Origin of the sequence: Flavobacterium alkalisoli (assembly GCF_008000935.1) — a bacterium.
GTDB lineage: Bacteria > Bacteroidota > Bacteroidia > Flavobacteriales > Flavobacteriaceae > Flavobacterium > Flavobacterium alkalisoli.
On sequence record NZ_CP042831.1, the window covers coordinates 1,805,906 to 1,827,010 of the forward strand.

At 37.4% G+C, this 21,105-nt stretch carries 17 protein-coding genes; 10 read left to right on the forward strand and 7 right to left on the reverse strand.

Features of this window, described 5'->3' with window-relative positions:
- The first annotated feature begins 73 nt into the window (after positions 1–73).
- The 4 genes from FUA48_RS08075 to FUA48_RS08090 all read left to right on the forward strand — a co-directional run bounded on the left by FUA48_RS08075 (position 74) and on the right by FUA48_RS08090 (position 2,761).
- On the forward strand, positions 74–850 hold the full coding sequence (locus tag FUA48_RS08075; protein WP_147583049.1) for a tetratricopeptide repeat protein: 777 nt from the start codon (positions 74–76) through the stop codon (positions 848–850).
- A 3-nt stretch (positions 851–853) separates the two neighbouring features.
- Entirely contained in the window at positions 854–1,345 is a 492-nt protein-coding gene (ribH, locus tag FUA48_RS08080) for a 6,7-dimethyl-8-ribityllumazine synthase (protein WP_147583050.1), read from the forward strand.
- Between the two features lie 293 nt (positions 1,346–1,638).
- Positions 1,639–1,902 carry a hypothetical protein gene (locus tag FUA48_RS08085; protein ID WP_147583051.1) on the forward strand — a complete coding sequence of 88 codons (264 nt, stop codon included), beginning with the start codon at positions 1,639–1,641 and terminating at the stop codon, positions 1,900–1,902.
- 88 nt (positions 1,903–1,990) lie between these two features.
- Positions 1,991–2,761 (forward strand): MerR family transcriptional regulator, encoded by a 771-nt coding sequence (locus FUA48_RS08090; RefSeq protein WP_147583052.1) that lies wholly within the window; start codon positions 1,991–1,993, stop codon positions 2,759–2,761.
- Between the two features lie 30 nt (positions 2,762–2,791).
- Here the strand turns inward: FUA48_RS08090 and FUA48_RS08095 are convergent, their stop codons facing one another.
- The 6 genes from FUA48_RS08095 to FUA48_RS08120 all read right to left on the reverse strand — a co-directional run bounded on the left by FUA48_RS08095 (position 2,792) and on the right by FUA48_RS08120 (position 10,472).
- Entirely contained in the window at positions 2,792–3,451 is a 660-nt protein-coding gene (locus FUA48_RS08095; RefSeq protein ID WP_147583053.1) for a hypothetical protein, read from the reverse strand.
- A 97-nt stretch (positions 3,452–3,548) separates the two neighbouring features.
- A complete protein-coding gene (locus tag FUA48_RS08100; RefSeq protein ID WP_147583054.1) occupies positions 3,549–4,199 on the reverse strand; it encodes a hypothetical protein in 651 nt (216 codons plus the stop codon).
- A 45-nt stretch (positions 4,200–4,244) separates the two neighbouring features.
- Positions 4,245–5,114, reverse strand: coding sequence for a hypothetical protein (locus tag FUA48_RS08105; protein WP_147583055.1), 870 nt, complete (start codon positions 5,112–5,114; stop codon positions 4,245–4,247).
- 96 nt (positions 5,115–5,210) lie between these two features.
- Positions 5,211–7,199: a S9 family peptidase gene (locus tag FUA48_RS08110; protein WP_147583056.1), complete on the reverse strand. Its 1,989-nt coding sequence runs from the start codon at positions 7,197–7,199 to the stop codon at positions 5,211–5,213.
- 175 nt (positions 7,200–7,374) lie between these two features.
- Entirely contained in the window at positions 7,375–8,658 is a 1,284-nt protein-coding gene (locus FUA48_RS08115; RefSeq protein WP_147583057.1) for a hypothetical protein, read from the reverse strand.
- A 212-nt stretch (positions 8,659–8,870) separates the two neighbouring features.
- Positions 8,871–10,472, reverse strand: a complete 1,602-nt coding sequence (locus tag FUA48_RS08120; RefSeq protein ID WP_147583058.1) for a DUF6377 domain-containing protein — start codon at positions 10,470–10,472, stop codon at positions 8,871–8,873.
- 423 nt (positions 10,473–10,895) lie between these two features.
- Between FUA48_RS08120 and FUA48_RS08125 the strand changes: the two genes are divergently transcribed.
- The 6 genes from FUA48_RS08125 (at position 10,896) to FUA48_RS08150 (ending at position 20,371) form a co-directional block, all read left to right on the forward strand.
- Positions 10,896–11,414, forward strand: coding sequence for a DUF5004 domain-containing protein (locus tag FUA48_RS08125; RefSeq protein ID WP_147583059.1), 519 nt, complete (start codon positions 10,896–10,898; stop codon positions 11,412–11,414).
- A gap of 7 nt (positions 11,415–11,421) precedes the next feature.
- Positions 11,422–12,498, forward strand: a complete 1,077-nt coding sequence (locus FUA48_RS08130) for a hypothetical protein (RefSeq protein ID WP_147583060.1) — start codon at positions 11,422–11,424, stop codon at positions 12,496–12,498.
- Positions 12,499–12,528: 30 nt separating this feature from the next.
- Positions 12,529–15,459, forward strand: coding sequence for a SusC/RagA family TonB-linked outer membrane protein (locus tag FUA48_RS08135; protein WP_147583061.1), 2,931 nt, complete (start codon positions 12,529–12,531; stop codon positions 15,457–15,459).
- A 29-nt stretch (positions 15,460–15,488) separates the two neighbouring features.
- Positions 15,489–16,988 (forward strand): RagB/SusD family nutrient uptake outer membrane protein, encoded by a 1,500-nt coding sequence (locus FUA48_RS08140; RefSeq protein ID WP_147583062.1) that lies wholly within the window; start codon positions 15,489–15,491, stop codon positions 16,986–16,988.
- 80 nt (positions 16,989–17,068) lie between these two features.
- The gene (locus tag FUA48_RS08145) at positions 17,069–18,322 is read left to right on the forward strand and encodes a glycoside hydrolase family 71/99-like protein (RefSeq protein WP_147583063.1); all 1,254 of its coding nucleotides are present in this window, start codon (positions 17,069–17,071) and stop codon (positions 18,320–18,322) included.
- A 21-nt stretch (positions 18,323–18,343) separates the two neighbouring features.
- A complete protein-coding gene (locus FUA48_RS08150; RefSeq protein ID WP_147583064.1) occupies positions 18,344–20,371 on the forward strand; it encodes a glycoside hydrolase family 97 protein in 2,028 nt (675 codons plus the stop codon).
- Between the two features lie 61 nt (positions 20,372–20,432).
- Here the strand turns inward: FUA48_RS08150 and FUA48_RS08155 are convergent, their stop codons facing one another.
- Entirely contained in the window at positions 20,433–21,032 is a 600-nt protein-coding gene (locus FUA48_RS08155; RefSeq protein ID WP_147583065.1) for a 5'-methylthioadenosine/S-adenosylhomocysteine nucleosidase family protein, read from the reverse strand.
- Positions 21,033–21,105 lie beyond the last annotated feature (73 nt).

Sequence of the window (21,105 nt, forward strand, 5' to 3'; positions counted from 1 at the left end):
GAAAAATATCGACAAAAAGGTCTTTTAATATTCAATAAAAATTTTATTTTTGCGGCTCACTAAATTAAAATAGATGGCAACATATAACAAAAGAGGGTACAAAGCTCCGAAACCGGAAGAGGTTAAAGATGTAGTAGAACCGCAGGAAACTTTTGATGGTCAGAGTACAACTGAAGAAGTATTTAATACACTTGACGAAACCGCTTCTAAAACAGAAGAATGGGTAGCCAGAAATCAGAAGCCTATTCTTGTAGGTTTACTAGTGGTTGCTCTAGGATTAGTAGGGTATATGTTATATGATCGCGTTTTAGTTGAGCCTAAAGAAACTGATGCCGTTAACGATATGTTCCAGGCTGAGCAATACTTTATTCAGGCTACAAATTCAACAACAGCAAAAGACTCTTTGTTTAATCTTGCCCTAAACGGGGGTGAAGGTAAAATGGGACTTTTATCTGTTATTGATACCTACTCGGGTACTGATGCAGCTAACATTGCCGATTATATGGCAGGTATGGCTTACCTTAACACCGGTAAATACAAAGAGGCTATTGAGCATCTTGATAACTATAAAGGAAAAGAACTTACAACCGGTATATTAGCAAAAGGTGCTATTGGTGATGCTTTTGTACAATTAGGCCAAAATGAGCAGGCTCTAGAGTACTACGGTAAAGCAGTAGCTATGGGAGATGATGCACTTGTAACTCCTCGTTTCCTTTTCAAAGCAGGACAACTTTCTGTGCAGATGAACAATAAAGCTGAAGCTAACAAATACTTTACTCAGATTAAAGATAAGTATGAGTCGGCTCCTGAAGCTAACAATATCGATGCTTATATTGCAATGACAGAATAAGGAATGGCAACAGCTAATAAAAACTTATCACAATATGATAAAAACACTATCCCAAATGCGAAAAACTTTCGATTTGGGATTGTTGTTTCTGAATGGAACGAATCCATAACAGAAAATCTTTGCAAAGGTGCTATTGAAGCATTGCTTGAAAACGGCGTAAGTGAAGATAATATAGTTAAGTGGGATGTTCCGGGAAGTTTTGAGCTTATTTATGGTTCTAAAAGAATGATTGATACTCAAAACGTAGACGCTGTTATTGCCATAGGCAGCGTTATACAGGGAGAAACCAAACATTTTGATTTTGTATGTGAGGCTGTATCTCAGGGAATAAAAGATCTTAACGTGCAAACGGATATTCCTGTAGTGTTTTGTGTACTTACCGATAATACCCTGCAACAGGCTATAGACCGTAGCGGAGGTAAACACGGAAATAAAGGTACAGAAGCAGGGATAGTAGCTATTAAAATGGCGAATTTAAGATCTGTAACCAGCTAAAAATTTACTACATTTATATTACTTAAATTTTAATCAAATTTTAAATAAATATTTATTTTTTGAAACTAAAAAAGTGATATCTTCGTATAACAATAAAAAGCCGGATAAATTAAGGTAAGGTGTGGTTTACCGGCTTCCCTTCTGTCTTCGGGCAGGAGGGTTTTTCATTTTTAAGGGGTAAGGTTATTGTTCTTATAATGAGCTTCTTAGCTTTTTTTGCTCTTACAGGTAAACATTTTTATTGTATTTTCATTATGTTGTTTAATGAAATATCAATCAATAAAAACGGACTTATGTTTACCTTTTCCAATAGTATTAGTTTTTTTACATTGCTGGTTACGGCTTTAATGGCCGGATTATTTTATTCTTATTCCTTTTCTGTAAATCCCGGACTTGGTCGTTTGGGTGATGAAAGTTATCTTATGGCTATGCAATCAATAAACAGGGCAATCTTAAACCCCATATTCTTTATCTGCTTTTTTGGCTCGGTGGCACTGCTTCCGCTAAATGCTTATTTAGGCTATGAGGGAAATATTACTTTAAAATTTTCTTTTTAAAATGATAAGTGAATTTATAGTTTTTAAATAAAATGCTTGACTCTTACCTTACGTCATACCCTAGTTTTGCAGCATAAAATTTAAGCAAATGGAAAAAAAGTATACAGTAAAACAGCTGGCAGGGATTGCGGGAGTAAGTATCAGGACCCTGCATTTATACGATAGTATGGGACTTTTATCTCCTTTGGTAAGATCGGAAGCTAATTACAGGCTATATGGTACAAAAGAACTGTTGAGACTGCAACAGATACTTTTTTACAGAGAGCTTGACATTCCTTTAAAGGAGATAGCACTATTACTGGATGATCCTGATTTTGATGAGCTACAATCGTTAAAGGCACATAGAGAAATGCTTATTTCAAAAAAGGAAAGATTCCTAATCTTATTAGCAACTATCGACAAAACTATTGATTCACTTAAAAACAAAACGATGTTAAAACCCGAAGAATTGTATGAAGGACTGTCGACGGAAAAAGCGGCGGCCTATAAAAAAGAAGCTATAAAAAAGTATGGCGAAGAAGTGGTAGATAAAGCCCAAAGCCATTTGCAGAATTTAAAGAAGAATGAACTTCAAAAACTAGTAGAGGAACAAAAGGAACTAGCGGTACAACTTTATCAATATAAAAATCAAAGCCCCATGAGTAATACCGTGCAGCTTCTTATAAGGAGGCATTATGAGAATACACGAAAACTTTGGGGAACCGGTGAAGCTAAAGATACTCAGGCAGAGGCTTACAAAGGTTTAGGGCTTCTGTATTTAAATGATGAGAGGTTTACCTTGGTAAACAATGTTTATGATGAAGAGTTTGCCCGCTTTTTGAGCCAGGCAATGGAATATTTTTCAGATAATAATCTATAAAAAAAGAGCCCCTATATAGGGGCTCTTTTTTTATTTTGTTTCCGCAGGTTTTATTATCCCGTCTTTTTCAAGTTGCTTAAGCAGTGTTTCAGTATATCCCTTTACAAAGTTGTCTATATCATAAGGGTTGTAAGTTTCTGATTGTGCAGACCAGATTAGTTCTTCTGACGCAGTATCATAAAGATTACTTTCAATATAATAGGTTCTGTCTGTTGTGTAGTAGCCCGGGTCATACATCATTGGATATACGTTTGAGTAGTATCCGTAAAAACTACCATAATAACCATATCCCATGCCCATAGGGTAATAAGATGTGGTTCCGGGGACATATCTTGTTGAGGTTTCTTTGTCCTTCATTGTAACCGTAAAAATTACGTCGGCATTTGTGGCCTTAATTACCTTAAGTAATTCTTCTCTGGAAGGCATGTCGTCTTTAGTGAATGTCCTGGTAAATACATTATGGCTTTTAAAGCTCTCAACGCCTCGCTGACTGGCCTGAAATGCCAGCTCATTTTCCAGTGTGGTTTTAGCTTCCATATTGCCTGTAAGTGCTGCTATAAAGATGCTTTTAATTTTTTCGCTATTAATTTTTTCCTGATTGGCCCAAGAACCGGTAATTTTTGTATTTGATGAAGAACAGGAAATTACAAGGGCTGAAAATAATAACAGAAATAAGTAACTTTTTTTCATAATATATTGGTTTAGTGTTGCTTCCTTTAAAGATAAGATTTGTTTTCTTAAAATTTTCCTAATAAAAGTCTTTCATGGAGTAATAAAAAAGGCAGAACTATAGTTCTGCCTTTTTTATTACTTTGTTTCTTTCGAGTTTTTTTAAAATTTTTTCAGTGTACCTCTTGGTAAGACCTTCCAAATCATAAGGATTAAATGTTTTAGTAGTGGCCCTCCAAAGTAGTTCATGAGTTTCTATATCATAGAGGTGGGTTTCCATATAATAACTTTTGTTTTTTTCATGAAGTCCGGTATAAGACCAGTTTACGGGAGATTTAAAAGAAGGATACCAAAAAGTATCAACAATACCTCCATGGTTGTAATATACAGGAAGAAACATATTATTTGTTGTCTCTGATGTTGAAGTTTTTTGATCTAAAATTCTTATCGTAAAGAATATCTTAGCGTTTGTTACTTCTAATACTCTCAGTAATTCTTCCTGTGAAGGCATTTCTTCTTTGGTAAAGTTCTTTGTAAACAAATTATGGCTTTTATAAGCTTTTATACCAAACTGATTTACCTGATAAGCAATTTCGTTTTCTATAGTTGTTTGTACATCAAGATGAGGAGTAAGTACAGCTATAAAAATGCTTTCAATGTGTTTGTCTTTAAGCTTTTCTTTGTTTCTCCATGAATTTATAACAATTGTATGCGGTGAACATGATATAAAAAGAACAGATAATAGTAATAGTAAGGTGTTTTTTTTCATTTATTGGTTAAAAGTATTTACTTGGTAAGGCTTTAATATACTCAATTATTGGTAGGTAACATAAGGTATTAATCCGCGAAGTCCCATATCTGTAAGTGTTTCTCCGGCAGCAGGCTCAAACTTGCCATCAGCATTTACCTCATTCCACTCAAAGCTGTCTTTAATAGAGAACGATAGGTCTATGGTAATATCCTTTGTTTCATTTCCTGTTATGCTTAATCCGTTAGCGAACTGGCCTGTTAGTACACAAGACCCCTGAGGAATAGGAGAGGACTCAAATAATGGGTTAGGTACGGTTACCGCACCTTCAGGAGCCTGTCCGTCTATTACAAAGCCAAGGGTTTCAAATGCCCAGTACCCCTGTAATTTATTGCCGTTTACCGCTACGGTATTACCGTTAATATCAAAAGAGGTTATGTAGTTGTTGTAACCTATAAAACTTGCCATTGTACCTGTTAGTTCGTTGCCGTTGCTTAAAAACTTTATGGTTCCGTTTTGATAGGAAACAGATACCCTTACCCAACTGTAATTTCCCGCTGCTACCTCACTTAGCGGTACAGTAAGGAAAACTTCACCATCCTGCCCTAAAATAGCTTTACTAAAGTCAATAGCCTTACTTCCTCCTGCGTTTGTTTCTTCGCCTTTATAAACTATTTCTCCTTCGCCAAGAAAAGTGGTAGCCGAAGGGGCAAGTTCAATATAATGTGCACTCATGAAATTTACAACCGGGGTTTGTGCCGCATTGCCTTCTCCAATTTCCGAAGGTTGCCCGAAGTTATTGAGCCTTACCTGATTCTTGTCAAACTTAAGTTTTATTACAAGGTTAGGTTCTGCCGTAGTTTTAGAATCGTCAGAATTGCTGCATGAGAATAAAAACACAATGCTGCTTAAGGTTAATGCTATTAGTTTTTTCATAGTGGATGGTTGGTTAATAATGGCAGTAAAAATAGTACTTTATTTATAATTAAAAAGCCGGACTATAAGTCCGGCTTTTTGTTATTAGTTTTGATATTATTTTAAATGCTTGGCAAAGAATCCCATCATGCATTTGTATAGCTCCAGTCTATTTTCTTCATGTCCAAATCCGTGGCCTTCATTATATTTTACCATATAAGGAACATCAAATCCTCTTTTTCTCAGGTTTTGTACTACCTGATCACTTTCATTGATATTTACCCTTGGATCGTTAGCACCCTGTACCACAAATAGTGGTTTGGTAATTTTATCTACATTAAGCGCAGGAGATATTTTTTTCATTATTTCCTGATCTTCTTTAGAGTTTTCGTCATACCATTGTTCGTAAACCTGTCCTAAGTATGGTTTCCAGTAAGGAGGGAATGATTTAAAGAAGGTAAACAGATTAGATACCCCTACATAGTCAACTCCACAGGTGTATAAGTCCGGAGTTTTTACAAGGCTTCCTAATGTGGCTAAACCTCCATAACTTCCTCCGTAAATAGCAATCTTTTTATCGTCAATCATATTTAACGATTTTACATAAGCAACTCCGTCTTCAAGATCGTCCAGCATTTTGCGGCCTATCTGTTTATTTCCTGCCTGAGAGAATTCTTTTCCATACCCGCCCGAGCCTCTGTAGTTAACCTGAAGCGTTGCATACCCGCGGCTGGCAAAAAGCTGTGTTTCGGGATTAAAGCCCCAGGTATCTCTTGGTCCGTATGGTCCTCCGTGAGGATTAACAATAAGGGGTACTTTCTTACCGTCTTTTGCTTCTTTAGGAATTGTTAGATAACCATGTAGTGTTAACCCGTCCCTTGACTTAAATTCTATAGGTCGTATCTCTGCCATATCAGCCTCTTTCAGGTTTGGCATCAGGTTAAAGATCTCTTTAAAGGTGTCTTTCTTTACATCATAAAAATAGTATATGCCATAAAGCTTGTCACTGCCTACATAAAGTAACAGTTTGTCTTCATCATCAGTTACATTGGTTATGGTTACCTCTTTGTCTTTAAATTCTTTTTTAAATCGTTTATCAAGTTTTTTATAAGTCTCACTTACCGGAATAACTTCCGATTTTTCTCCTGTGTAATAATAGCAGTCTACTTCATAACCTCTTTTGCGTGATGTTTCTATACCATCAGCATCATAGGTCTTGTCTGCAAATAATTTTTTTATCGTTTTACCCTGTGCAAAATCATATAGTATGATTTCATTGGTATTGTTTTCAAGGTTTGAAAGCACATAAGCATCATGCGGATTCTCTGTCGCATAATTGAATTCCAGTATGCCGAACTGGTCTTTCCATGTTGTTTCCATAGCTTTTTTAAACGGTTCTTTTTCACTAAGCCTGTAATACAGTACATAGTTAGTTCCGTTTTGCTGTTGGGTATATGCCTTTAGGTTTCCGTCCTTGTCAAAATCATAACTACTTATGGGGCTGGATAGGTCTTTGTTTTCAAAAAGCTTTACATAATCGCCGGTAATGATATTTATTTTATAAGGTTCAAACACTTCAGGATTGTCCTTATTCATCTGAATGATCATAAAATCCTTCTGGTCTTTCAGATTATTTAAAACGCTAACCCTTACGCCATCAAACGGAGTAAGCTCTTTTTGATTTTTACCATCAAGATCCACAGCAAACAGATGGTAATTTTCATTACCTCCGTTGTCCATTACATAAATAAGTCTGTTGTTGTTAGCCCAACCATAGCCTCTTATAAGGTCTTTGTCTTCTTCAATAACACGGGTTACTTTGTCTGTAGCAGTGTTTTTGACATACACATGTCTTTTGCCGTCGTCTTCTTTTTCCATGTATGAAAAATACATACCGTTAGGGGAGAACTGGAAAGAGCTTTGCTTCGGTTTCTTAAAATAATCCTCTACAGAGTATTTATAGCTGCCTTTTTCCTGTGCCGCTAATTTTTCAAGTTCCTGTTTGGAGGAAGGGAGCGAAGTGTCTCCCGGCAATTCCGTTTTTTCCTGTGCCGTAATACTGCTTAAAACAGTAAATGCAAGAATGGTTAAGATTGATTTTTTCATTTTTTCTTACAGTTTAAATGATTGATTTTTGATTAATGATTCACTATAAATATACTGAATTATAACATTAACTGCTCTTTGAGTTAAATAGTATTCGTTTAAATGTAAAAAAGAGCGGGTGTACTTTTTATAAAGTACACCCGCCCAAACTTAAATAACCAAGACAATTAATTTATTAATCGTAATCGGTATATCTTACGGCAAATACACAACGGTTATCCTGTCCGTATTTAGAAGTTTCATATTCTGTAAGGTTCCATAAGTAACCTGTGCTGCTGTCATAGTAAAGGTCCTCAGCTCCGTGTGGCCAACGGTAACGTGTACCGGCTCCGTCACCGCTATAGTGACGCACTAAACGTGCAGTAGAACCTTCGTAGCTGCTGTTACCTGTTGTTGTTAGGATACTTGTACCTGTTTGTCCTCTTCGGTATACACCCTGTACTCTGTAAACAGGTCCGTTGTCACCACTTTCGTTATCCTGAGGCTCAAGCTGTTGTACAGTCTGGCTTGTAATTATCTGTCCGTTTGAGTTTAAAGCAAATCCATATATCTTAGGAATTTGATTGTCAGACTGGGTAAGGTATTGTCCTGTCCAAAGTCTTGCCTCGCCATCGTTACCTGTTCCTAAAGAGATACATGAGTAAGGATTAGCGTTGTCGATGTCATAATATCCTGTTTGCGGAAGTATATAAGCATAATCAAATGCTTTTAGTGTTCCGTCGCTCTCACGGCCTATGCGGCTTTTTGTACTGTCGCCGGATACTGCTATAAGCTTTCTGATGTCAAACACGCGCATGCCCAGTTTAGTGTCTACAACATAAATTTTGTTGTTAGAGTAGGCTACACCTCCTGCGTGTATGGTAACAGGACAAAACAGGTCTAACTGATTGTATGAGTTAGAAGACTTGTATAACTGGCTGTTACTCATGTTAGCCTTGTTTTGTACAAGTAGGATATGACGATATGTAATATCATTCATATTAGTAATGTCTACCAGTGCAATTCTAACACCTTTGTGTTGGTTATTAATTCCTGCAATAGTACCGGGACCTACACCATACCAAGTGGCAAGAAGGAATTTTTTGCCTCCGTAGCTAAACCCTGTAAGACCTTGTGGCCTCCATTCTTCGGTTTGTTCGTCACCGCTGTTCCATTTAAACCCTGTAACCTGATTGGCTGCCGGAATATTAAATCCGTAAACGCTGTTGTAACCGCTTTTTGTAGCAGTACGGTTAAGGCTAATGTCATCGGGCTCAAGGAAGCCGTAAGACGACAAAGAGTTTACAAAGCTGCTCTCGTCTACATAGCTGATAGGCAGATTGAGAAAAGCCTTGGTTGTAACCTGGGTGTCCTGAGATGTTGCAGCATCTTCAGTACTTTGCTCAAGATCATTTGAGCACGAACAAATTGCACCAGCCATAAGCAGGGCTGCAAATTGTTTTAAGTAAGTGGTTTTCATTTTTATGGTTTTAATAATTATTCGGCTTGTAATGCAGAACAATTCCCCATCATCATTTTCTTTTCATGAAAGTGTTGTTGCTTGTAAAAGACTCAAATAAAATAAAAGCATACAACCTAATGTTTACGGCTTTATTATTAAAATATTAATAATAAAGTGTTTATTTAATTAATAAATAGCGAATATTTATAATAGTATTTAGGGTGTTTTATTTATATGGTTTTGATAGCCATAATCTTATCTTCAAACTCGTCTTTGCTGTGCGATTTACTTTTTATGCGGGTCTTGTATGTGTAGACTGTTGAAACCGAAAGCTCAAGGAAGTCGGCAATTTGTGTGCTGTCCTGTATTCCAAGTCGGTATAAGGCAAACAAACGCATCTCGGTGTTAAGTAGTTCTCCCTTTTTGATGATAGTTTTATGATCGTCAGGAAAAAGCGCATTAAAGTCTTCAATAAAGGTGGGGAACAACCTTAGGAAAATCTCATCAAAGTGATGGAACAGGTTTTCCCTTTCCTTTTTTACATTATAACGCTTAAGGCTGGTAATAACCTCATCGGTCTTTTTAGATATGATTTTCTGAATCGTACTTTTTTGTAAGTGGTCAATTTTATTGATAAAGTCTGACGTAGCCTTAATAAAGTAGGCGATGTATTCTTCTTTTATAATATTCGCTTCACTAAGGCTTACGTTCATCTCCTTTAGTTTGGTGTAAGATTCTGCCATTGCCTTTCGGGAGGCGTTCCTTTCCTTTAGTTGCCTGAAAATAATTACAAGGAATACTATAATGATAGCCGCAAGTACTGCCAGCAGTATTACAATGTTTTCAAGGGTGTCGTTCTTGTCCTTAATTTTATTGAGCTGTGCCTTTTCTATAATAGGCAGTATGGAAGATATTTCAATTTTGCGATGCCTGGCATCATAAAAGGTGGCATCATCCATAGCCAGGTTAATGTATTTGTTAGCCTTTTCCAATTTTCCTGTCTTAAAAAGCTCATTAGCCAGATTTCGCAATGCAACAGTTTCCTTTGTAGCGTTTTTAATGTCTGCAATCGCTGCTAAGGTTAGGTAGTAAATACCTTTTTCCTTCAATCCCTGTTCAGAATAGATGTATCCTAAACTCGAAGTGGCAATGCCATAATATTCAACAGGGAGTTTATAGTTGTTTATCCAGTAACTAAAAGCAAACTCAGCACCTTTACGGTCCTGTTGTTTCATGCGCTTTAAGCTTACTACAGCCCAGTAATCGTTAGTGTTGGTATCGGCAATCGCTATAGCCTGATTGATGTATTCGGTACCTTTTTGGATATAATTTACATTATATCTTGGATCTCTGGTATAGTCGGCAAGGTCATAATAGGCGCGGGCTTTTACAGAGAAATATTCATATTGTGTTTTAAGGTCAAGTGCTTCGGTGTTTTTAATGCTTGAAAGGGTGTCTATGGCTTCTTTAAATAATCCTGATGAAAGCAAAACAAAGCCTTCCTTGATTTTTGACTTGGCTAAAAGCTCAGGTTCTTTCAATTTCAGGGCTACATCTTTAGCCTGTTCAATATAATAGTATGCAGAATCATATTTAAAGGATCTGTATTCATTAAACAATGACATATAGGTATTGTACAAAGCCCTTTCATCTTTGCTCAGGATAAACTTTTCTACATGGGTTTTTAATTCTTTTATGGCGGTGTATTTCTTCTTTACATAGAAGTCCTTTTTTTGAAGTTCCGCATCCAGTTTTTCAAGAATAGGGTCATTACCCTTTGCAAAAAGTGAAAAAGTTAGTAGTAAAAAAAGGAGGCTTAAAAGCTGTTTCATTCTGTGAAGTTTTTATAGCCTGTAATGTTGTTATACTACCACATCATTAGCTCACGGCTTTAATATCAAGATAAAAAATAAATATTTTTTTAACAGATTATTCTTGAAAGCCAAAAATACAGTAAAAATTTTCAAGTCAATAAAAAATATATGATATAAATAAAGTATTGAGAATAAATAAACTATATTTTTTATATATCGTTATTTAATTGGCTTTTAATTAAGGTAAATTAATCTAGACATCTACTTGATTTTTATCGATTGATAAAAATGTAACTAATTGAATAATAGTTATTTATTTTTAGAAACGTCTTTGAATTATCTTGATTTTTAATGAATGTTTTTTTTAAGATTTTTTTAAGAGGTAGTTTCGTATTACTCTTTATTGCATGAGTGACGATTACCTAACAAAAACAACAATTTATGAGAAGTAAAATTATTTATGGGTTAGCTATCATGGGGTTACTGGCCGTAGGCTGTAACGATCCGGATGATGGCAGTTATGTAGATCCTATTACCATTTATGAAAAGGTAGATGGCGAATGGGGATTAATGAATTTAAAGATGGTTGATGAATATGCTAAGGCAAATGCCATAGAACCATCTGAGCAAAACCTTAGTGCATTATTTAACTACGAAGACTTTAAGCTACGTCTTAATGTAGACGAAAATATGCAGCCTACAACTTATGAGGTATTAGGTGATGTTCCTCCATTGTTTTCTCCTAACGGTTATTGGAAACTGAGCTCTGCTTTCCAACAGCCAAATGGTGAAGCTATAAAAATATACTTATATAGTGATGCACAAAAAACTACACTTACAGATGAGCTTAAATTAATATCTGTACCGGGCAGTAACGAGCAAATGGAAATTCAGTTGGTAAGGACATCTGGAGGTAATCCTTTTGTTTCCTATTCATTTAAGTTAAATGCAGTTAATTAAAACTAACATGAAAAAAATTATACATTCACTAATATTAGCCTTTTTTCTGTTGCCGGGCATTGCCAGGGCACAGGAGGCGGCAGGGTCTATAAACGACATTTGGTCGTTCCCTGTAATATATGCTTACGACGAAGAAGTGACGTGGTTTTTTGACCTTTCCACTACAACGTTTGCGGCAGAATCTGACGTTTATATATGGATATGGTCGCCATCTGAACCGGATGCAGGTAACTGGGAAAACTCATCTGAATTTGCCAAACTTACCTATGAAGGTAATATGATTTGGAGCTTTACCCTTACACCAACAGATTACTTTAGTATGTCTGCCGAAGATATTGCTGCAAGTGCCGGCTTCTGGTTCCGTTTAAAAGATAAAACGGGTTCACTACAGTCTGAAGTTCATAATGTAGGTTATACTCCTTTCTCTGATTTTGCGGGTTCGGGAGAGTTATTTAAGTCATATCCGTCTTCACCACTTATTGATGAGGGTGTAAGTATCCTGTTTAACGCTAACCTTGCTGATGGTTTTGAAGATGCTACTTCGGTACATTTTCACAGCGGACTTAACTTTTGGGATCTTAAGGTAGAGTATCAGTCATGGATACCTGAGATTGTTGAGAAAACACAATTGAAAAATATGGGTGGAGGTATCTATAAAATGGACCTTATACCTCAGGAATACTATAGCGCTCCGGATGGTTATGTGATGGAAAATATAGTTTTCCTTTTCGTTAAGGATGACTGGGCAGGTACAACTCCGGATCAGGTAATTTATGCCGGAGAGTTTATCCCGCCGCCGCCACCGGAATTTAAATTTTTCCCTTTACAAATTAGCAAGAAAGACTTTTTAGGGATAATAAGAACAAACAACGAGCCGGGAATAAATACTCTTATTTATACTATTACTGCAGGTTCTGTTGAACTTACAGGTGAGTTTGCCGGTGGAGTAAGCGAAATTAAAGGATTTGTTAATCTGGTTACAGCACTGCAAAATGTAGATGTTACAGAAATTCATGTAGTGGTAAAGGATAATACTGACAGGACTATTTCTGACTCGGTTATTCCACTTAAACAGTTGGATTAATAATTCACAATCAACTTAAAAAATCTTTCAATGAATAGTAAAAATACAAAAGCAGGCCTGTACCAGGTACGGGCTAATAAATTGCTGATGCTTACGATTTTCATGCTATTATTCTCGGTGGGGATGTATGCCCAGGGGAAAAAGCTGATTTCGGGTACTGTAAATGATAAAACCGGTATGGGTTTACCAGGTGTTTCGATAATTGAGGTTGGAACCGCAAACAGTGTAGCTACAGATGTAGATGGTAAGTTTGTTATTGAAGCTGCTGTAGGCAGTACACTTGAAATATCGTTTGTAGGTTATGATACACAAACTATAGTAGTAGAGCAAAACACTTCTACGCTAAATGTAACCCTTGAAGAAGGTGCTTTACTGCTAGATGCGGTTGAGGTAGTTTCTGTAGGTTATGGTACCATGAGAAAATCTGACTTAACAGGTGCAATTTCAACTTTAAGCGGGGATGACCTGTTAAAAGGTAACATTACTTCTACATCTAGAGTACTGCAGGGTAAAGTTGCCGGTTTAGCGGTAGTGCAGGATACAGGTGATCCAAGTGCAGGTTCTTCTATAAGATTAAGAGGAGGTACATCACTAACGGCAAGTAACAGCCCGTTAATTGTGGTAGATGGTGTTGCCGGTGTGGATATTGATATCGTTCAGCCTAATGATATAAAATCAGTAGATGTTTTAAAAGATGCTTCGGCAACTGCTATTTATGGTTCAAGAGGTGCTAATGGTGTAATTATCATTACCACTAAGAGCGGCAGAAAAGGTGCATCAATTGTTTACAACGGTTTTACAGGTATAGGAAAGGCAGCTAACAATCTTGACCTTCTTTCAGCAGACCAGTGGAGAGGTTATGTTCGTGATAACAACCTTGCTGATGCGGTTGATTACGGAGGGGATACAAACTGGCAAAAAGAGATTCAGCAGACTGCGGTTTCTCAAAACCACAACTTAAGCATTAGTTCCGGTACAGAAACAAGCGGACTAAAAGCTTCAATCCAGTATTTTGATAACGAAGGCGTTATTAAGAAATCGGGCTTAGAGAGATTAAGTGGTAACATTAATGCTTATCAGTATGCCTTTAATAAGAAACTTAAGTTTGATATTGGTTTAATGGCCAATATAGACAAATGGAATCCGGTTGATTACAGGGTTTTTGAACGTTCATTTAACCTGAACCCAACAATTCCGGTATATGATGAAAACGGTGATTTTACATCTGTAGGTGGTACTCTTTATGAAAACCCGGTTGAAATACTTACTAACCGTACTGCAGACAGCAGAAGACATAGGTTGTTAGGTTATTTTAAAACAGAGGTAGATATATTTAAAGATTTTAAAGCCGTAGTAAACACTTCATTAGAGCACAATGCATTACAGGCAGATCAATACAAGCCTTCTTACGCAGTTCTAGAAGGTAGAACTGAAAACGGTTACGGACAAAAAACTTATGCAGAATACACTACTGCTCAGATAGAAACTTATCTTAACTACAGCAAGCTGTTTGATAAGCATAGCGTTAATGTTATGGCAGGTTATTCTTACCTTGAAAACGTGTATCAGGGCTTTGGTGCTCAGCGTAGCGGATTTGAAACAGATTTATTTGGTTACAACAATTTAGGTGCCGGTTACAGCTACCGTTTAGGTGATGTTTACTCTTATAAAGGAAAATCAAATCTTGTTTCTTTCTTTGGTAGGGCAAACTACTCTTATGATGGTAAATATATGGCTACGGCTACAATCAGAAGAGACGGTTCAAGCCGCTTTGGAGCAAACAACAAATGGGGTGTATTCCCTTCAGCTTCGGTTGCATGGAGAATTTCAGATGAAAACTTTATGAACTGGTCAGATAACTGGTTAGGTAACCTTAAGCTAAGAGTAGGTTATGGTGTAACAGGTAACCAGGATGGTATTGGTGAATACAAATCACTTTCTATACTAGGAGTAGGACAGGATAGTTACTATAACCCGGCTACAGGTACATGGAGCCTTGCTTATTCGCCAACTCAAAACCCTAACCCTGATCTTAAATGGGAACAGACAGGCCAGTTAAATATTGGTCTTGACTTTACATTGTTTAATATCCTTTCAGGTTCATTTGAATATTATTCAAAACAAACAAAAGACCTTCTTTATACGTATCAGGTACCACAGCCACCTTACTTAGTGGGTACTATGCTTGCTAACGTAGGTGAACTTTCTAACAAAGGTGTGGAACTTACATTAAATGCAGATGTTATTAATAAAGATAAGTTTACATGGAGTGTAAACGGTACATTTGCTCACAACAAGCAGGTTATTGAAAAACTTTCAAACCAGACTTATGAAACAGATATTATTTACAGTGGTTCGTTACACGGACTTTCAGGTATGTCTAACCAGTATTCGCAAATTATTGCTGAAGGCTATCCTGTAGGTACTTTTTGGGGTAAAGAATTTCTTGGATTTGATGAAGACGGACAGTTTATCTTAAGCGAAGAGGAGAAAGCTATAGGTGATGTTCAGCCAGACTTTATTATGGGTCTTGGAATGAACTTTACATACGATAAATTTGATTTAGGTATTTCAGGTTACGGTATGTTCGGTCAGGATGTACTTAATGCAACAGCAATGATGCTTAACGATCCTAACAGGCTTCCTGCTTACAATGTACCGGATAGCTATGTAGGTTCTGGTATTAATTCAGCTCCTACCTATTCAAGCTACTGGATAGAAAAGGCTTCTTTCTTCAGATTACAAAATGTAACACTAGGTTATACTATACCATTTGAGAACATTGGTTCTAAACTAAGAGTATATATAATGGGTGAAAACCTTGCTGTGTTTACAAATTATGATGGTACAGACCCTGAAGTAAATCTTACAGGTCTTGCAAATCCGGGTATAGACAGGTTTAATAACTATCCAAGGCCAAGAACTTTTTCAATAGGTCTTAATTTCACACTTGCTGAATAAGCGATTTGATAACCTTAAATTTTAAACTAATGAAAATTAAAATAACAGCATTATTCCTTACTTCGCTTTTTGCACTGTCTTGTACAGATCTTGACGAAGATCTGTATGACAGAGTTAAGGATGATAACTTTGGAACTACTCCAAGTGAGGTGGAGGCCCTGGTAGGTGGAGCTTATTCTTCATTACGAGGTTTTAGCGACGGAATTTCAAACTCATTTCCGGGTAGCGAATATGTGTTTTTCCTTAATGCAGTAAGTTCAGACGAAACCGTAATCCCAACAAGAGGTACCGACTGGTTTGATGGCGGGCAATGGCAAAGGGCGCAAACCCACACATGGCAAACTACCGATGGTATGATACTTTCTGCATGGCGTTATTGCTATGCGGGTATCGCTAAAGTAAACTCTATTATTTACCAGATAGACAAATCAGGATTAACCGATGAGGCTAAAACTCCTATCTATGCAGAGTTAAGGGCAGTTAGGGCTTATTATTACTACATGTTATTAGATATGTTTGGTAATGTGCCTATTGTTACTGATTTTGAAGACCAGAATTTACCGTCAAACTCAACACGTCAGGAAGTATATGATTTCGTGGAGTCGGAGCTTTTAGATGTGCTTCCAAACCTTAAATCAGAAATTGTATATTCTAAGTTTACCCAAAATGTAGCTTATTCTTTACTGGCAAGGCTTTATCTAAATTCAGAAGCATTTGTAGGTGTAGCGCGTTGGCAGGATTGTATAGATATGTGCCAGAATATTTCAGGCTATTCTTTAAATGTAGATTACTTTGGAAACTTTGCTACAGAGAATCAGACATCAGGAGAGATAATATTTGCGATTCCTTACGATCATACAGCTGGTACAGTGGGTAACTATATGAGCTCTATGAGCTGTCATTATCTTCACAGGTTTACTATTTCGCCAACCGGAGATTATCCCTGGAGTGCAAATGGTATGTCTGCAGAACCTGGTGTTTACTCAAGCTTTGAAGAAGGCGACGTAAGAAGAAATGCTATGGTTGAAGGAGAGCAGATTAACCTTGCTACAGGATCTGTTATTATTATGGATAGCGGAGAACCGCTTATTTATACTGAAGATATTCCTGATTTTACAAACTCTACTCAAAATGTAGGTATCCGTTTAGGGAAATATGAAATGAAACCGGGTGAGACTTGGGAGAGAGATCACGACCTTGTTGTTATCCGTTATTCAGAAATCCTTATGATGCAGGCAGAATGTTATGTGCGTTTAGGTTCTCCTGGACTTGCACAGCCATTTGTAGCGCAGGTAAGATCTCGTGCAGGTGTTGATACACCGGCCACAATAGATTTAGATTTTATAGATAAAGAACTTTTAAGAGAATTCCTTTTTGAGGGAAGAAGAAGAACCGACAACATCAGGTTTGGTACTTTCTTCCAGCCAGGATGGGAATTGGGGACTACAGAGTCATACAGAGCTATTTTCCCTATACCGGAAACAGTGGTGAATACCAATGCCAATCTGGTACAAAACCCAGGTTACTAATTTGTGTTAGTTGCCGGTCTTCTATGTTTGGGTTAGTCGTGGAAGGCCGGCATCTTTTAAGCTTAATAAAAAAAGATTTGATGAACAGGTATTTTACAATATTATTAATAGGGGCTGTTAATTTTGGTATTGCCTTTAGCTGCGGTAGCTGCAGCAAAGACGATTCAGGATCTCAGGATACTCCGCAGGAGGAAACCATAGACCCTGTAGCAGTAACTAAAACAAATGCTACAAAAATTTACATGCATTATATGCCCTGGTTTGAAACCAAGGAGAGCAGTGGCAATAACCAGTGGGGTTACCACTGGACAATGGCTAACAAAAACCCTGACAATGTTGATGCAAACGGGCACAGGGAAATAGCTTCACATTACTATCCGTTAATCGGGCCTTATCATTCGGGAGATAAAGATGTTATTGAAAACCATTTACTACTGATGAAGTACGCAGGAGTAGATGGTATTTTAATTGACTGGTACGGGACTTTTGATTTAAATGACTTTAAGGCATTAAAAGAAAACTCAGAACAGATTATCGATATGATCGATGAGGTTGGGCTACAGTATGCCATTGTGTATGAAGACAGGTTTTTAAATGATATTGTGAATGCAGGTTTGGCACCTACCGTAACCGGAGCTGCCAAAACAGATTTGGGCTATATGCAAAGCAATTATTTTAATGATGATGCTTATATCAAAATAAATAATAAGCCTTTGCTTTTAAACTTTGGCCCTATAGTACTGCAAACGCCGGATCAATGGACCAGTGCTTTCAGTAACCTGAGTACAAAACCTACTTTCCTTACCTTATGGAATGAATCGGCAGAGGCTGGTTCAAATGCTTCGGGTGAGTATGCATGGGTGTATGAGAACAATGCAAACCTTAATAATTTTTATGTAAATAACCTTCCTAACCTGGATGTGGCTATGGGTAGTGCTTATCCCGGATTTCATGATTTTTATGCAGAAGGTGGTACTTCTACAGTTATTGGCTGGACTATAGATCATAATAACGGGGCTACGCTTGATGAGACATTAAGTATGGCACAAAACGCTAATCTTAATTACCTGCAGCTTATAACATGGAATGACTTTGGGGAAGGCACCATGTTTGAGCCAACAGCAGAGTTTGGCTACAACTACATTCAAAAAGTAAAAACATTTGCAGGGGTGCAAAACACAGGAAATGTTTTTGCTGAAATAAGTAAACTTTACGATTTAAGAAAAGAATATAAAGGCAATCCTGATATTCAGAAAAAGCTTGATAAAGCATTCAGTTATTTTGTTTCAATGCAAGCCGATAAAGCGATAGCGCTATTAAACGAAATCCAGTAATAATTGTAATTAATGCAGATAATGAAAAATAAATTATACAGGTTGTGCCTTACAGCTGTTGCTTCGGTATTGGTTTTTTCCTGTGGTACAGAAGAAAAAGTATATACAATAGCATCACCGGGTAACAACAATGAGTTGGTTTTTAAACTGACTGAAGCAGGACAGCCTGAGTATAGTTTTTCCTTTAACGGGAAAAAAGTGATTGAGCCTTCTTTAATGGGGTTTGAATTTCAGGATACAGATAAAATGACCGAAGGTTTTGAGGTAGTAAATACCGAACAAAACACGGTAAAACAATCATGGGAACAGCCTTGGGGTGAATTTAAAACAGTTGAAGATAACCATAACGAGCTTATTGTTCATCTAAAGGAATCTAAAGGGGCAGGCCGTTTAATGGATATTGTTTTCAGGGTTTTTGATGATGGGGTAGGTTTTAGGTATTCGTTCCCTAAACAGCCTAATCTTGACAAGGTTAAGATTTCTAACGAGGTTACACAATTTACTTTCCCTTTTGATAATGACGTGTGGTGGATTCCTGTTCACAGGGAGAACAGCTACTATGAGAGTTTTTACCGTAAAACTCCTATGAGTAAGACAGATACCATAAACACGCCGGCTACTTTTGAAACCAGAGACAGCCTGTTCGTTGCTGTACACGAGGCTAATTTAACAGACTTTGCATCCATGACGCTGTTAAAGACTGAAGGTAATACTTACAAGAGTGACTTGGTTCCATGGGCCGATGGGGTTAAGGTATATGCGCAAACTCCTTTTGTAACGCCATGGAGAACCGTTATGGTAGGTAATAAAGCGGGAGATCTGGCTACGTCTACATTAACTCTAAACCTTAATGAACCGTGTAAGATTGAAGACACTTCATGGATTACACCTACCAAGTATGTTGGTATATGGTGGGGCATGCATCTTGATAAATATACATGGGGACAGGGTGAAAAACATGGTGCTACAACAGAAAATACCAAAAAGTATATAGACTTTGCCTCAGCAAACGGTTTTGACGGTGTGCTTGTGGAAGGATGGAATGAAGGATGGGACGGAGACTGGACTGCAGATGGTACTGCATTTAGCTTTGTAAAGCCTTATCCTGATTTTGATTTAGAAGAGATAACAAGGTATGCCGCAGAGAAGAATGTGAGGCTTATAGGCCATCATGAAACTGCCGGGGCAGCAAGTCACTATGAAAGTCAGCTTGAAGATGCTTACAACCTGTATAATAAAGTGGGTGTAAATTCGGTTAAAACCGGATATGTAAATAAATATCTGGATAAGAAAGAATGGCATGACGGACAGTATGGTGTTCGCCACTATAGAAAAGTAATAGAAACAGCTGCCAAGCACCATATAATGATAGATAACCATGAGCCTGTAAAGGGTACAGGGTTATGGCGTACCTATCCAAACCTTATGGCTCAGGAAGGAGCAAGAGGGCAGGAATATAATGCATGGTCGGCAGATGGAGGTAATACTCCTGAACATACTACAATTATGCCTTTTACCAGATTGCTTGCCGGTCCGTTTGACTTTACACCGGGTAATTTTGATTTTGAATATGAAACCCCTAATAAGGCTATGGTACAAACTACTGTAGCTAAACAGCTGGCATTGTATGTGGTTATTTTCAGTCCGCTGCAAATGGCTTCAGACCTGCCTGAGAATTATGAAGGCAAGCCTGCTTTCCAGTTTATAAAGGATGTGCCGTGTAACTGGGAGGAGACTAAAGTGCTTGATTCTAAAATAGGGGAGTATGTAACTATTGCACGTAAAGACAGAAACAGTGACAGCTGGTATTTAGGCTCAATAACCAATAGCGATGCCAGAGAGCTTAATATTCCGTTAGATTTCCTTGAAAAAGGTACGGCTTATGAGGCAGAAATCTATGCCGATGGCGAAGGGGCAAATTACAAGACAAACCCGTATCCGGTAGTTATAGAAAAGAAAACGGTTAACAGTACCATGACATTAGACCTGAAACTTGCTCCGGGAGGAGGTACTGCAATAAGAATAACACCATTAAAGATAAACAGGTAGATATAGACTTGTATTTGTGATTATGTTTTAGTTAAAGCGGGGAGTGGAGGCCCCGCTTTTTTTATAGTATAGAAGTAATAGTCTTTTTTAAGGCACTGCCTGCCAGTTTAACCATCTCCGGCCAGTCTGTTGCAGCTGTGCCGTCAGCACCGTCAGATATATATTTTAGGCAAAGGAAAGGTATGCTTTCCTGTTTAGCTATAAGGGCTAGCGGATAAGCTTCCATGTCAATTACATTGTAATCTTCGGTATTATGATCCATTACAAAACTATCACCGGTACCGCAAATTCCGTGAGGTAAATTATCAATACTGATGCCGTATTCCAATATCGGTTTATGTATTGAAAAGGGGGTTTGGTACTTTTCAAAGCCTAAGGCGGTAACATCCATATCCCGTTGTACAAATCCGGTACAGCAAACCACTTCGCCGCGTTTATGGGAAGTGCTTCCCGCCGATCCTAAGTTTATTATAATGCTCGGTTTTTCCTCATGAATGCGTTTCATAAGGTTGTACATGGCATTAAGCTTACCAATGCCTACAAAAAGAGGATTTACATCTGCAAACTCATGAGTTGCTTCCGACTCTAAAGCAAAAACATATAGTGGGTTTTCCAGTAATCCTGCTTCGGTAGTTAAATTAGGGTAATTTGTGACAGACATTAATAATCTAAATTTCTGCAAATTTAAGTCAAAAAAATAAACCTGTTTTAAAACAGAAAAGGCCAGACAATTG

Coding starts and splice junctions, on each gene's coding strand:
- FUA48_RS08090 (WP_147583052.1), top strand. CDS start 1,991: ATGGAAAAAAAGTATACAGTAAAACAGCTGGCAGGGATTGCGGGAGTA.
- FUA48_RS08085 (WP_147583051.1), top strand. CDS start 1,639: ATGTTTACCTTTTCCAATAGTATTAGTTTTTTTACATTGCTGGTTACG.
- FUA48_RS08125 (WP_147583059.1), top strand. CDS start 10,896: ATGAGAAGTAAAATTATTTATGGGTTAGCTATCATGGGGTTACTGGCC.
- FUA48_RS08155 (WP_147583065.1), bottom strand. CDS start 21,032: ATGTCTGTCACAAATTACCCTAATTTAACTACCGAAGCAGGATTACTG.
- FUA48_RS08095 (WP_147583053.1), bottom strand. CDS start 3,451: ATGAAAAAAAGTTACTTATTTCTGTTATTATTTTCAGCCCTTGTAATT.
- ribH (WP_147583050.1), top strand. CDS start 854: ATGGCAACAGCTAATAAAAACTTATCACAATATGATAAAAACACTATC.
- FUA48_RS08140 (WP_147583062.1), top strand. CDS start 15,489: ATGAAAATTAAAATAACAGCATTATTCCTTACTTCGCTTTTTGCACTG.
- FUA48_RS08150 (WP_147583064.1), top strand. CDS start 18,344: ATGAAAAATAAATTATACAGGTTGTGCCTTACAGCTGTTGCTTCGGTA.
- FUA48_RS08120 (WP_147583058.1), bottom strand. CDS start 10,472: ATGAAACAGCTTTTAAGCCTCCTTTTTTTACTACTAACTTTTTCACTT.
- FUA48_RS08105 (WP_147583055.1), bottom strand. CDS start 5,114: ATGAAAAAACTAATAGCATTAACCTTAAGCAGCATTGTGTTTTTATTC.
- FUA48_RS08115 (WP_147583057.1), bottom strand. CDS start 8,658: ATGAAAACCACTTACTTAAAACAATTTGCAGCCCTGCTTATGGCTGGT.
- FUA48_RS08130 (WP_147583060.1), top strand. CDS start 11,422: ATGAAAAAAATTATACATTCACTAATATTAGCCTTTTTTCTGTTGCCG.
- FUA48_RS08100 (WP_147583054.1), bottom strand. CDS start 4,199: ATGAAAAAAAACACCTTACTATTACTATTATCTGTTCTTTTTATATCA.
- FUA48_RS08135 (WP_147583061.1), top strand. CDS start 12,529: ATGAATAGTAAAAATACAAAAGCAGGCCTGTACCAGGTACGGGCTAAT.
- FUA48_RS08075 (WP_147583049.1), top strand. CDS start 74: ATGGCAACATATAACAAAAGAGGGTACAAAGCTCCGAAACCGGAAGAG.
- FUA48_RS08145 (WP_147583063.1), top strand. CDS start 17,069: ATGAACAGGTATTTTACAATATTATTAATAGGGGCTGTTAATTTTGGT.
- FUA48_RS08110 (WP_147583056.1), bottom strand. CDS start 7,199: ATGAAAAAATCAATCTTAACCATTCTTGCATTTACTGTTTTAAGCAGT.